The 13,963-nt window shown below is 37.0% G+C and carries 13 protein-coding genes; 8 read left to right on the top strand and 5 right to left on the bottom strand.

The features are described from left to right. Positions 1-49: 49 nt before the first annotated feature. Entirely contained in the window at positions 50-1,339 is a 1,290-nt protein-coding gene (locus ASC84_RS16475; RefSeq protein ID WP_004818705.1) for a hypothetical protein, read from the bottom strand. A gap of 89 nt (positions 1,340-1,428) precedes the next feature. Here ASC84_RS16475 and ASC84_RS16470 point away from each other — a divergent pair, with 89 nt between their 5' ends. Further along, entirely contained in the window at positions 1,429-2,205 is a 777-nt protein-coding gene (locus ASC84_RS16470; protein WP_056516762.1) for a class I SAM-dependent methyltransferase, read from the top strand. Positions 2,206-2,234: 29 nt separating this feature from the next. After that, a complete protein-coding gene (locus tag ASC84_RS16465; protein WP_004718211.1) occupies positions 2,235-2,792 on the top strand; it encodes a hypothetical protein in 558 nt (185 codons plus the stop codon). Positions 2,793-2,886: 94 nt separating this feature from the next. Here the strand turns inward: ASC84_RS16465 and ASC84_RS16460 are convergent, their stop codons facing one another. After that, on the bottom strand, positions 2,887-3,294 hold the full coding sequence (locus ASC84_RS16460) for a protease inhibitor I42 family protein (RefSeq protein ID WP_056516760.1): 408 nt from the start codon (positions 3,292-3,294) through the stop codon (positions 2,887-2,889). Between the two features lie 79 nt (positions 3,295-3,373). Further along, entirely contained in the window at positions 3,374-3,964 is a 591-nt protein-coding gene (locus ASC84_RS16455; RefSeq protein ID WP_004818701.1) for a hypothetical protein, read from the bottom strand. A gap of 183 nt (positions 3,965-4,147) precedes the next feature. On the opposite strand from ASC84_RS16455, the gene ASC84_RS16450 reads away from it, so the two are divergent. Then, the gene (locus tag ASC84_RS16450; protein WP_056516757.1) at positions 4,148-4,771 is read left to right on the top strand and encodes a class I SAM-dependent methyltransferase; all 624 of its coding nucleotides are present in this window, start codon (positions 4,148-4,150) and stop codon (positions 4,769-4,771) included. A 452-nt stretch (positions 4,772-5,223) separates the two neighbouring features. On the opposite strand, the gene ASC84_RS16445 is transcribed toward ASC84_RS16450, so the two are convergent. Then, a complete protein-coding gene (locus ASC84_RS16445; RefSeq protein WP_056516747.1) occupies positions 5,224-5,691 on the bottom strand; it encodes a Holliday junction resolvase-like protein in 468 nt (155 codons plus the stop codon). Positions 5,692-5,820: 129 nt separating this feature from the next. Here ASC84_RS16445 and ASC84_RS16440 point away from each other — a divergent pair, with 129 nt between their 5' ends. From ASC84_RS16440 to ASC84_RS16425, 4 genes are all read left to right on the top strand, one after another. Then, positions 5,821-6,465 carry a ParA family protein gene (locus ASC84_RS16440; protein WP_056516742.1) on the top strand — a complete coding sequence of 215 codons (645 nt, stop codon included), beginning with the start codon at positions 5,821-5,823 and terminating at the stop codon, positions 6,463-6,465. Positions 6,466-6,565: 100 nt separating this feature from the next. Continuing rightward, positions 6,566-7,684, top strand: a complete 1,119-nt coding sequence (locus tag ASC84_RS16435; RefSeq protein WP_004718224.1) for an AI-2E family transporter — start codon at positions 6,566-6,568, stop codon at positions 7,682-7,684. Between the two features lie 276 nt (positions 7,685-7,960). Then, positions 7,961-8,515: a superoxide dismutase family protein gene (sodC, locus tag ASC84_RS16430; protein ID WP_004718225.1), complete on the top strand. Its 555-nt coding sequence runs from the start codon at positions 7,961-7,963 to the stop codon at positions 8,513-8,515. A gap of 606 nt (positions 8,516-9,121) precedes the next feature. Beyond that, positions 9,122-10,090 carry an omptin family outer membrane protease gene (locus ASC84_RS16425; protein WP_056516739.1) on the top strand — a complete coding sequence of 323 codons (969 nt, stop codon included), beginning with the start codon at positions 9,122-9,124 and terminating at the stop codon, positions 10,088-10,090. A gap of 304 nt (positions 10,091-10,394) precedes the next feature. On the opposite strand, the gene ASC84_RS16420 is transcribed toward ASC84_RS16425, so the two are convergent. Beyond that, complete coding sequence (locus ASC84_RS16420) at positions 10,395-11,618, bottom strand: DUF2252 family protein (protein ID WP_056516736.1); 1,224 nt, start codon at positions 11,616-11,618, stop codon at positions 10,395-10,397. Between the two features lie 184 nt (positions 11,619-11,802). Here ASC84_RS16420 and yccS point away from each other — a divergent pair, with 184 nt between their 5' ends. Further along, on the top strand, positions 11,803-13,953 hold the full coding sequence (gene yccS / locus ASC84_RS16415) for a YccS family putative transporter (RefSeq protein WP_056516733.1): 2,151 nt from the start codon (positions 11,803-11,805) through the stop codon (positions 13,951-13,953). Positions 13,954-13,963 lie beyond the last annotated feature (10 nt).

Genomic DNA, 13,963 nt, shown 5'->3' with positions numbered 1-13,963 from the left:
AATGTCAAATGGTTAGACACCAAATGGTGTTTCAGCTCAACCGCTGACTTTAAGCAACCTTAAAGTGGCAAAACTCATTTAAGCTTTCATCATCAAAACTCACCAAACCTTGAATATCACAACTCATATAAAAGTTTTTATAGGTCAATACATAAAAGTCTGTGGTTTTTTTTATCACAATTGGATTCATATCCAAAGATAACGCTTCATCTTGCTTAAATAATTTGGTCACACGGCGATCATTCATACAGATCAAATAGGTCTGCTTTTTGATCTCGACTTGTGCCAAACCATTGTTTTCAACGTGCAATGGAATAATGTATTTGCCATTCACATCAATTACTTGTTGATCATAGCTTTCTAGCTTTTGCGTGATCACGTTAAATACTAAAATATTGCCAAAACTGTCTTGTAGCTGCGTTTTATCTTCAAAAGCAAAATTGACTTGGATACCCAGTTTCTGCAAATCTTGCTCATCTACTCGTTTATTGGTCAATAAAATACGCGTAATGGTCTGCTTTAAACTGGCATCAAAGAAAGTACTATCCAGTTGAATATCTGTACCTTTTAGAATTTTACCCAAAGCTTCGTTATGTGTCCCCAATAAGTGAGCAATCACACTACGATAATAAAATTTGCTGTTTTTCTTTACTTCACGAATCTGCTTATAAAAATAAGTTTGATCGTATTCACGTTCAATAAAATCATGTAGTAGCGCAGAGTTGGCTAAAACTGCAATCGCATCATGACCAGTATACGGTAAATGTAACGTATGCAATTGAGGGATCAATGGCTTAATTTTTAAATAATGTTCTTTATCATTTTCAAAATAAGGATCATAAACAATGATATATTCACAGTCTGCAACGATGTCTTGTGCCTGAATACGCATATCCGCATTTAATTCAGCATCATAGAAATCTGTATAACGCTTGTCCTCAACCTCTAAAGGATCGATTGAATATTGTGGAACCATGGCAACCACTCGATTCATTTTTAAAGCTTTGGCATATTTGATTGCCGCGTAGCCACCCATCGAACCGCCATAGCCCACGATATTTTTAAATTGTTTTAAAATGGGATCTAAGTGCTCTAACAATGCAGCCATGCTTGAGGCAGGAAACCAAGACTTCTGTTTTGGCATAATCCCGACCACGGCATAGTTATATTTCATCAAAGACTTTTCAGCATTGATGGAAAGTCCTTTAGCTCTAGAAATCAAGTCACCAAATGACAGGACTAAAGTGTCAGAATCGCCTTGTAAATAGATTGCTCTAATATGATCATCTTCAAAAATTATTTGCTTATCCATTCGCACACCGAGCACTAGCTCTATCATTGGCTGAAATTAAATAAATAGGCACTTGCCTATTGATTGCTTCAAGTGTCATATTTTATAGAGTCTAGTCAGATAAAAAAGCGCAAAATATGACACATTCCCTACATCCTGCTGCTCAAAAAGGCTTCAGTACTGCTGCTGAACTTTATCAACAAGTCAGACCCAATTATCCACAAGACGTGGTCAAATGGTTAAAAGAAGATTTAGCCCTTGGCCCAGACTCAAGCGTTGTTGACTTAGGTGCAGGTACTGGAAAATTTCTCCCTTACCTCAAACAAGCAACGCCCAATATTATTGCTGTCGAGCCCGTCACAGAAATGTTGGAACAATTGAAAATAGTACATCCTGATGTACAAACGCTTCAAGCAAAGAGTGATCAAATTCCGTTAGAATCTGAAAGTATTGATGCTGTTTTGTGCGCGCAGTCATTTCACTGGTTTGCCAATATTGAAACCTTGAATGAAATTCACCACATTTTAAAACCTGAGGGTCACCTTGGTTTGGTCTGGAACCAGCGCGATGAGACGATAGACTGGGTTAAAGCATTGGCAGATCTGCTCGCGACGATCGAAGGAGACACACCACGTTACCATAGTGGGCAATGGAAATTGGCGTTTGAAAATCAATTTTTATTCCAACTTGAAACAGCCAAAGTCTTTTCACAAGTACAAACTGGAACCGTGGAAAACGTGGTCAGTAAGCGCTTATTATCCACCAGTTTTATTGCAGCAATGTCTGAAGAAGAGCAATTCAAACTAAAACACAAATTCGAACATATTGTCTTGGAATATACGGGTAAACATGCGCAAGATGAAATAGACTTCCCTTATGTCACCTATGTTTATAACTTTAGGAAACTGCGCTAATCGAAACGCTTTAATGAGGAATGTTTATCATGAATTTAATACTTCGCCCTTTACTCCTTTCAGGTTTACTTACATCCGTCGTTTTCATGGCAGCATGTTCTCCTAAAGATAGTCCACAGCAAAACAATTCATCTGAACCTAAAGATGCCTCTCAAGAGATCATGGATCAATTGAAAACCAAACCGATTAAAAGCTTTCCAAGTACACCAGACGATGCTCACGATATTGCATTACTTGAAGAATATGATCAGAAATTTACCGAAAATAATAATGCTTTAGAAGCTGACCTTAAAAAACGTGCAGCTGAAGATACGCTGACCTACGAAATTGATCAGCAACTCAAACGTGATAGCATTGAATCTGCGTTGAATATGCTTAAACAACTGGATCTAAAAACTGAACAAGGTCGCTATATTCAAGGTTTAATTTATCAATTTTGGGAGAATCAAGCCAAAATCTATGACGAGAATAAACTGTCTAAAGATGGTCAATCTAAAAACTCAGCTGATGATGTAAAAGGTATGGGGGGGATGTTCACAGCCAAAGATCAACTCGATCACTGGAAACAATTGACCGATAAAAAATAAAAAACTAATGCTTTAATCTTCTCTTGTACTAGATCAAATGGCACAAGAGAAGAAACGCTAATCATGTTTGAACCAGTACAATTAAATTGAAATCCTAAGAAACCCGAATACGACAACGCCATTGTTGATCTGGTTGTTTTGAAGATTCCCATGAACGAACATGCACCAATTCAATATAATCTTGTCCTGGTTTTTCAGCTTTAAAACGGAAAGTCTTGGTGCCACCGACACCCACTGCTCCCTCTTCATTATCATTTTGCAAATAGGTTTCTTCTGTTTTAAATATTTTAAGTGGTTGTAATAACTGCCATTGATAACCTGTGCTTGGATTTTCAGGTGCATTGAATACAAGCACTTCACCCACTTTCATATCCATCAAAGTTGGGCACTTTTGTTTCAATGTATACTCATGTGTTTTACCTTCCACTGTAGGACTTGAACTTTGACAAGCGACTAAGCCCAAACTGCAAACAAACAAAGTAAAACCCACTAAACCTTTCATTTATCACACTCTTTATGATTCAAACTGGCTAAAATTATAGCAAACCTTATCATCTTCTCTGATGCGGCTCAATTTGAATTTAGATATTTTGCTTTTCCAACCACTGAATAGAATTCACCCGAATCAGTTTACACGCCCCATCACCGACACCATTCCAATCCAAAGCAGATTTCCACACCAAATCTTTATCATTCACTTGAACCAAATCACCAGTTAAACGAACTAAATCACCACGCTTTACCTGTTTGATTTGTTGAGCAATTTCAGGATTAGCAGGAATAATATGCATATTACTGACCAATTGAGTTGCCAATTGAGCAGGAATTGGTGGTCGAGCCATTTTCCAATTTAAGAAACGATCATATTGATTGATCGAAATCTGGCGGGCAATTTCAGGCTCAGTAAATAAACCACGAGTTACTGCATAATCAATTGGAGAAAATTTTGCTTGCTCATCATCCTTATATTCTTTTGAACCGAGGATCCGAAACTCCCCATGAAAAGGTTCCAAAACAGAAATCTTCTGATGTTGATCGATTGGTGCTAAACCATTGGCAATATTAAATGCTGGGTTGGCTTTTGAAACTTTAGAAGAATCAGTAGATTGAAAGGCATAGACCTGAAAAGCACTCAGTGCCATCAACGCTGCACAGATTAACTTTTTACTCATATCATGCTCCTCAAACCACACTTAAAAATTGTACAAAATCTATAATCCTAGTATTAATATAAAAACTTAAAATAAAAATCGAGTTTCGGTAACAAAATACAGAGATTTCGTCCTATTTTTGTCTTATATTCAAAGCAGGCTTTGGTTAGAATTTAGCTTATATTCCTATAATTGCATACAATGATGATTTATAAATTTTACCAACAACGTATTTTCCCGCATTTGCTTAATCAGGTGATGCAAACACCAAGCATGATGGATGGACGTGCAGAATTACTTGGAAAAGTTCGAGGTGAAGTCTTAGAAATTGGTTTTGGCACAGGTTTAAACCTGCCATTTTACCAAGAGGTTGATCAAGTTTATGCGCTTGAGCCAAACCGAGATGTCTATCAACTTGCTCAAAAACGGGTATTTGATGCACCTTTTCATGTACAACACATTCAAGCCAGCGCAGAAAAGCTGCCTTTTGCAGATCATTCAGTCGAAAATATCGTCAGTACATGGACCATGTGTAGCATTGCCAATTTAGACAAAGCCATTCAAGAAATTTATCGCGTTTTAAAACCTCAAGGGACACTGCATCTAATTGAACACGTTCAATATCATGACAATAGCACCTTAAAAAAATTGCAAGATATTTTAACGCCTATACAAAAAGTTATTGCTGATGGATGTCACTTAAACCGTAATATCGAACTTGAACTTTTAAACGCCAATTTTAAGTTTTCTGAAAAATATTATTTTGATGCTGAAGATTTGCCAAAAATTGGACGACGTATGTTTATGGCCAGAGCACACAAGCTCTAAGCTTTCGCCATTGAATAGAATAGATAAATGTAATAGAAAATTTGATATAGTCAAACCACCTAATTATTCATACAAGTGATTTCCATCAAGTGATTGATCATCAATGAAGCTTAGGTTTTTGTATGAACTTTTAGAAGTTTTTGGCTATGAATAAGTTTTTGTGTTTTTGAATCCTAGATGGTTATTCTACCGCGGGGCGACATGGATGTCGCCGTTGGGCGGGGGTACAGGACGTACCCCTCGCCTAACATGAGCAAAAGCAAAGCACAGCTTTGTTTGCAGCGCAAGGTTTGGCATCAGCTACAAAAAGTGAGGGATCGCCTACGCAAAGGTATTTAAACTTTGAATGTAAAATGTGGCATTGCAAGCCTTTTATATTCAAATAATTTATTTTTCCATACAATTGATTTAATTAAAAATCTACACACTCGATGCAACAACACTTCAACCTTCTAATCTTCAAAATCAATCCGAATCGTTTCAAAGCGGACTCGTCCGTCTTGAATTGCTTGGGCAATCGCTTGTTGCCCTTTGGTCAAACGTGCCCCACCACTCTTAATATCAATCAACACCACTTCAATATCTTCAGCCAAACCTTCACCATCTCGAAAATAGGTATAGCCATCAAACACGACATAATCAATAGGATCACCTAAAAACTTGGCATCACTGGGTAAATAACGAAACTCAGGCATGATTGGTGCAAGTTGTTCCGCCATTTTGCCTTTCAGCACAGCACGACTGGTATTTACACTACGCTTTTGTGCGCTTGCTAAAGCCTGCTGATGCTCTAATTCCAACTCAGCAATATACTGCTCATACTCTGCTTTGATTTTGCCATTACGCGTACTTGATAACACGATTGTGGTTAAAACGATGCCAATACATGCACCAATTAACATCGCCATCCAGATGGACATGCTTTTTCCTTTAACTCGATATCTTGCACAATGTAAACAACTACTAAAGTTTTGTCATGTATAACCTATATGCTAAAAATTAATGCTAAAGTAAGGTGAAGGTTAGCTTACAGACTTAATTGATCAATCATGAAAACAATACTTGTTGCAAATTTGAAAGGCGGTTGTGGGAAAACGATTACGGCAATAACATTAGCAACGGCGCTTGCACAAAAAGGCTATAAAGTGGCCTTGGCTGATGCAGATGGACAAAAATCAACACTGCAATGGTTAAAGCAACGTCCTGACACTGCAGCAACAATTCAAAGTCTGGATTGGCGTCATGAAAAATCAATTGGAGATGCACCTAAAAACTTAGATTATTTAGTGATTGATGCACCAGGTGCTTTAACTGGTGAACATGCTGAGCAATTGATTAGTGAATGCCATGCTGTAGTCACTCCGTTACAACCCTCTTTTTTTGATATCGACAGTACTCGACGTTTCCTTAAACACATCCAAGACATTAAAAAAATCCGTAAAGGCAAAGTTTCTGTATATCTGGTTGCCAATCGAATGAAAGCCAACAGCTCAAGCTCGAAAGATATTCAGCAATTCTTTGATAAAATCGAACAAAAACCTGTTGCATGGATATCTGAACGTACTGCCTATAGCCAATTAGCAATGCAAGGTCTAAACGTTTTTGATAAAACGCAAAAGAACTTTTTAACCATTCAAGAACAATGGCAACCCTTACTTGATGCTTTAATAGACGATCCAAGCGATTGGTTCTAAAACCAATTCAATAAAGATCAAATAAATTGTGCTTAAAATTTGCCACACTTTATTTTTCAGTTAATATTGAGTCAATCACTCACAATTTTTAGAGTAATTAGTGCAAGAATTCACTTCGAACTTACAACGTATCTTATTGTTTGGATTATTGTTCATCCTTATTTTTTTGGGTTACGATATTCTCAAATATTTCATTGTACCTGTGTTATGGGCATGTATTATCGCCTATATGACTTGGCCAATGTACAAACGCATCTTAAGAATGTTTGGTTCGAATCGACCAACTCTCAGTGCATCACTCATGATTACACTGGTGGTTTTGGTGGTTGGAATTCCACTGACTTTTGCTATTTTTATTTTACAACATGAAGGACGAAATCTTTATTTCGACCTACAACGCCAATTATCTTCAGGTCATTTGACTGTTCCAGACTTTATCCGTGAACTCCCCATCATTGGCAAAGAAGTCAGCCGTACCGTACGTGAAATTAATGCCGATCCTACCAGCCTTTCGCAAACCATTGGTCTTTGGATTCAAGGCCATATGAACTATGGTAAATTCGTCCTGAACGAAATTACCAAGAATCTGGTTAAGCTGGGTTTTGCAATCATGTCGTTATTCTTCTTCTATCGAGATGGTCAAACCATTTTGGAGCAAGTCAGTAAAGCCTTACAGATGTTAATTGGTCCACGTATTCACCATTATCTTGACACCATTTCTGAAACGACTCGTGCAGTGGTTTATGGTGTTGGTTTAACTGCAGTTGCTCAAGCATTTCTTGCTGGTGTGAGTTATTTTGTTGCGGGTGTTCCAAATCCAATGGTACTCACCATTGTGACTTTTTTGATGGCACTGATTCCATTTGGCCCTCCAGTTGCTTATGGTGCAGTTTCATTATGGCTGTTTTCACAAGGTCAAACTATGGAAGCAATTGGTGTAATGGCTTGGGGTGTTTGTATTGTTAGTACTGCTGATAATGTGATTCGACCTTTGGTTATTTCAGGTGCAACCAAGATTCCGTTCTTGTTGATCATGTTTGGTGTACTTGGTGGATTAGCAAGTTTTGGACTGGTTGGACTGTTTATTGGCCCTGTCATTCTTGCAATTCTCTTGGCAATTTGGCGTGAGTGGTTACATGAAACCACTGAGCCAGAAATCCTAATGCCAGATGCCACGATGGCCTATGACATTGATGATGATCAGCCTACAAAACCTTAGCCAAATACAGGCAAGTGACAATTAAAATTTCAATATGAGTCAATCGTATATTCGCCAATAAGCTTTAATTGGCGAATATACCTTGTATAGCGATCTATATATCGTAGATATTCTGCATAATTATTTTGTTTATTTATTTTTAGCCAGCATAATCAATGCCAATCAAATTTACTGTTAAATAAATTCATACAATCAGACATTTAATTCACATTGTTTATCAGGCCGTGCTTTGTTTGAATAGTGACTAATCATAATCAAATACTTTGGATGCGTTCGATGACATCTACTTTTTTTAAAACTTCTATACTTTGTACATGTATCGCACTTTTTACAGCGGCATGTAGTACAACAACGGTCAAACCTAAGCTTAAAACACCGCTACAAACAGTGGATATGCATGCGGTCTCTGCACAAGGCATTGGTGCAAAAATTGGTACAGTAAGCTTGCAAGACTCTCCAAATGGTTTAACCATCAACACCCAACTTAGCCAATTACCTTCTGGTTATCATGGTTTCCATATTCATGAAAAAGGCTCATGTGCCCCTGCTGAAAAAGACGGGAAAATGGGCGCTGCTTTAGCTGCGGGTGGTCATTTCAATCCGCAAAAAACGGGACATGGTACCCCCAATGATGGGCATATGGGCGATTTACCTGTACTCAATGTAGATTCAAATGGAAATGCCAAAACAACCTTAATTGCGCCACGTTTAAAACTGGCTGATATTCAAGGCTTAGCCATTATGATTCATGCGGGTGGCGATAACTATTCGGATCATCCAAAGCCACTTGGTGGCGGTGGAGATCGTATTGCCTGTGGTGTGATTCAATAATTTAAATCATTAATTGTGGATAAGTATGCTCTTATCCACATTGTCTTTATTTTAGATGTGAAAGCGCATAACGGCGACAATGTTCCAAATAACCTGCCTCATGTAGACTCATGAGTTCAATAATACTGCGCCATAACCAAAATGGCGCATCAAGGGTTTTAGATTGATTACGATTTAGCGCTTTTAACCAAGCATTGCTATATTCTCTTTAGGCATCGGTGTATTTGAATAGTGTGATACCAATCATGTTCATATTGTCACAGTTTAATGATAATAGAGTGAACTTTTATACTCGATTGAAAAATTATTTAGATAAGATATAACAACTTAAAATCATTTTTTTCACACAGCATTATGGATATTCTCATTAAGATATCTTATAAGTAGATTATGTTTAAAATATATTTTTTAACGACCAATATCTACAAAAATATTAGCTGAGCTACTTATATATAGAGCTATAACTATTTTTAAATCCATCAATAAAATATTACTTTTCAATAAAAATAAGATTTGCAATTTTACAATCTAATATAAATCAAGTAGATTACATCCGTAATTTTGAGAATCAAATAAGTAATCAATATACAAAAGGCTTTTGTTTTAATGAAAAAAATAGTAATACCAATACTTATGTTGTGTGTAAATCCTACTTTTGCTAGTGAAAATAATTGGTCGAGTCAATTTACGCCTGATGATTTGGCTATGTCTTTATCTTCTGGCCTTTTACTTAAATCTAAAGCGAAAGAACTCGTTTATATGGATGATCAAAGCAAAGCATCTGAGCTTGCTTGGGACACCAATAGCGCCAATATCATAAATGCTGAGATAAATTGGCAATTTCATCCTAAAGTTTCTTTTAATGCTAGAGGCTGGAGTACATTATCTAAAAACTCTGCTGTTATGAATGATTATGACTGGACCTCTGAAACAGATAGAGATTTATTGACAGATTGGTCTCATCATGATCGTACACCTCTCAACTATGCAAATGAATTTGATTTTAATTTCAATGTAAATTTACTCAATACTTCACATTATAAGCTAGGTGCACTATTAGGTTATCAACAAAATAAATACTCATGGTCGGCTATTGGTGGCTCATATCATTATTCAGACGTAGATAGTGATGGAGATTATGTAGAAGGGTCAGCACTAAGTAATACTGGTGAGTTTGATCCTAATGAAAAAGTCATTGGTTATCAGCAAAAATTTAAAATGCCTTATATCGGCATCAATGGTAAATTTGAATATAATAATTTTGAACTTACTACCACGCTGAAATACAGCAATTGGGTCAATGCTTCAGACCATGATGAACATTACTTACGCGATATTTCATTTGATAATAAAGCCAATAATGGGACATATTATGGCGCCATTGTAAATGCAGGTTATAACATTAGACCAGATACAAAATTATTTACTGAGTATTCTTGGAATGAATATAAGCGTGTTACAACTGATTCAGTAATCGTGGATAACGAAACAAATGAAATTACAAGGTATAAAAATGGCGGTGGTATTTCGAATAAAGCCCATAGTGCAAGCATTGGTGTAGCTTATACTTTTTAATGATGGTGCAGTTCATTTAAGTCATTGACATATTCGATTTCAAAAGTCGATAAAGTGATGAAATCATGACTGCCTTATCACTTGATTTAAGCAAAAAACCTGAGTCTAAAATAGTTAAAATATAAGTACCAACAAATATTTTCACGACATGGGCTCAGGATTTTTCACATCAGAAACTGCATTCCACCAGATACTAAAATCAATGTCACGGCGTTATTTTGAAAGTCTTGCAAAGTAACATCATCTAGGATAAAAACTCAGATCTATAAAATGTGGATAACAATAGACTTATCCACATCCTTTTTTATTTCAGATGCGAAAGCGCATAACGGCGGCAATGCTCCAAATAACCAGCCTCATGTACACTCATCAATTCAACAATACTACGCCATAGCCAAAATGGCGCATCAATAGTTTTTGATTGATTGCGTTTTAGCTCTTTCACCCAAGCATTACGTACTGAATCATCCATCTGTCGAGCATGTGCACGACCAATGACAAAAGCTAAATAGAAAGCTAAATCTTTGGCTTCAACGTCATTCACCCCTTCTATTTCGAGTTTTAAATCTTGTGGTAATAACTCTCGAATAAAAACCGAAGTATCTAAAAACTTGCTTGCTCGCATCCGCTCCCCTAAAAAGGGTGATAAGTGTCTTGCACCTTCAACAATTCTTGCTGCATTGTCTTTTGGCATCGGTGTATTTGAATAGCGTGGTGCAAGTGCTGTTGTGGCTTCTTTCAGATCCATTAAACATAGGCCTTTCCCATCTCTGACAATATGATTCGATGAATCCATCAGTACGATATAGCGCAATAAACCTAAAGAACTGCACCCTTTAACCCAATATGCTGAATCGATGACTTTCAACTGAGCTGATTGATCACGCTGACCAATCATTGTGACCAAGTCTTGAATATCGGGCTGATTAAAAACACTATGAATTTCGAGATGTTCTTTTTTCAATAAGGGCCAAAATTTCTTCCCCAAGGTTATTTCTGGCGTTAAACCTTCTAAACGCTCTCTTGCTAAATTTTTCCAGGTTCGCTTAAGTGCTTTTTGCATCGCACTATGCACAAATACTGGTCGCTGTAATTTATCAATCCCTCGACCATTGTGTACTAAGGCATTCACATAACCTGCATACAATGCTTCAATCATCTGCGCGGTGACCACACCAGGTAAATCTGAACTACGCACAGCTGTGGCTAAGGATAATCCTAAACGAATAACATCATTGGCAGGATTACCAATCACTGTTTGATCTAGGTCACGAATTTCAATATCAATTTTACCCTCAGCATTGGCAACAGGGCCCAAATTCCCAGTATGACAATCTCCACAAATCCAAATCGCAGGCCCCTGTGGGATCGAGCTTATTTCAGCTTGCTTCAACCAATCATAATATTTGGCCGTATTGCCACGTACATAGGCATGGATCGAACCTGCCATTTTTAAATTACGACGTTCTGTTAGTTCAGCATTGCGATAACGAGGTTGTTTTATTTCAGTGTTTTGCTGGTTTGGCATTTTTGCTATTTTTAAGTATTTGATCACTTATTCTGAGTATTTTTAAATATTTAAGTAAGGGCTAAACTGTATATAAAATGTTGAATATTACCGTTTATTTTTTACATTTTTACATGCAATAAATCGTATCGCCTTTTCAGAAATGAGTAAAATATTAAAACGCCCAAGCCACTGAATTGACACTGTGAATAGTTATCAGCAAATCTTTCAAAATATAAAATCAAATTCAACTTTGATTTATTGCCTACAGATTTTGATTGTTTTAACTGGAACAACGCTTGGACTGTATTTTCTAGGTTATGAACAGCTCATTGTTCCAATTACGCTTGGTGCAATTGCAACAGCACTCACAGATTTTGATGACCGACTGAGTATCCGTTTAAGAAATCTTGGCTTGGTCTGTGTGCTGTTTTTTACTGTCAGTAGTATTTTAGATTTTTTACATCCCTATAAACTTTTATTTTTAATTTACTTATCTCTGTCCAGCGCAGCTTTTATCTTAATGGGTGCATTGGGACAACGCTACGCCACCATTTCATTTGGTACCGTGCTCTTGTCAATCTATACCATGTTTGGCTTGGGTGAATATACTGAGTGGTATCAACAGCCCAGTTATTTTGTCATGGGCACATTATGGTATGGTTTGACCTCTATCATTTTCTATCTACTTAAACCGACACAGGCTGTACAAGACAACTTATCCAATAGCTTTAATCTTCTTTCCGAGCTGTTGATGTCAAAAGCGAAACTGTTTGATCCTGATAATGTCGACAATGTTGAACAACTTTTATATGATCTTTCTTTGCAAAACAGTCAGTTGGTACAAAACTTAAACCAAACCAAAGCCTCATTACTGACCCGATTAAAAGCCTCTCGTGCCAATAAAAACACCATTTACTGGCTCAATTTATATTTTCTGGCTCAAGATATCCATGAACAAGTTACTTCCAATTATTTGCACTATGAAAAGATTCACCAGAACTTTAGCCGCACAGATTTAATTTATCGTATTCAGAAAAATGTACGTTTGCAGGCGCGTAATTGCCAGCAACTTGCCGAGGCAATTTTAAAGCGCCAAATCTTTCAAACGCATACAGACAACAATATTGCTTTAGCCCATTTAGAAAACTCAATGCAGGAATGGATTCAACACAATCCGCATAATTTAGAAGTAAAAAACTTACTGTTGGTATTAAACAATCTGAAAAATGTGCAAGATCAATTTGTTAACCTGAGTATTGAACAACGTAATTATCAACAAAGTTATAGCCAACATCGAGATAATCTCAATTTATTGGATGATGATATCCATGATCTACCAGACCTTTGGCTCAAGATTAAACAACATTTAACCCCAAATTCTGCATTATTTCGCCATGCCGTGCGTATCGCGTTTGTGTTTGCTGTGGGCTATGCCATTTCGCTACTACCCTTTGCCAAAAACGGCTATTGGATTTTACTCACCAGTTTATTTGTGTGCCAAATTAGTTATTTTGCCACCAAAAGTCGTTTAAAACTGCGCACACTAGGGACTGTATCAGGGGTACTTTTGGGTATTCCGATTTTATACTTTGTCCCCAGTATTGAAGGCCAATTACTCCTTACCATTATTTTTGGGGTGTACTTTTTCTACCTACGCTCAAAAAAATATGCCATGGCGACTTTAATGGCAACGCTAATGGTCTTGTTGATCTTTAATTTAAAAGGCGCAGGCTATGCCATTATTTTACCGCGCATTATCGACACCCTCTTGGGATGTTTAATCGCATGGTTTGCGGTCAGTTTTATTTGGCCAGACTGGAACTTCCGTGATATTTCCAACAATATCCGGAAAAGCAGTAAAGCAACCTTAGACTATTTCGATGCGGTTGTTGAACAATATCAACATGGCCGTACCAACAGTATTGATTATCGTAAAGCACGCCGAGCAGCACATAATGCACAGATTGAATTATCCACGATGATTTCCAGTTTAAGTGCTGAGCCCAATCCCAATCCGGATTTGATTCACAATGCCTTTAGATACTTGGTCTATAGCCATAGCCAGCTCAGTTATGTTTCAGCTTTAGGTAGCCATCGTGAACATGTACATGATCAGCAGATTTTAGATTTGATGTTATGGTGCAATCATACCTTAACTGATGTTTTGCTCAATCAAACCGCTGTAAATGAAGCCTTAATTGAAACAAAACTCACTGAAATTCAGCACATCAGTGATCAAGAAAATTTGTCAGATAATTTACTTTTGGTGCTTAAACAAATCAGTTTATTATTGGAAACCTTACCTGAGTTGTTAAAACTAAAAACAACCTTACTTCGATTAGAAATTAAATAGCAAGAATGAC

Origin of the sequence: Acinetobacter sp. Root1280 (assembly GCF_001425285.1) — a bacterium.
In the GTDB taxonomy this organism is placed as follows: Bacteria; Pseudomonadota; Gammaproteobacteria; order Pseudomonadales; family Moraxellaceae; genus Acinetobacter; species Acinetobacter guillouiae.
Note: the sequence above shows the minus strand (reverse complement) of the source record. Positions and strands in the feature narration are given on the sequence as shown.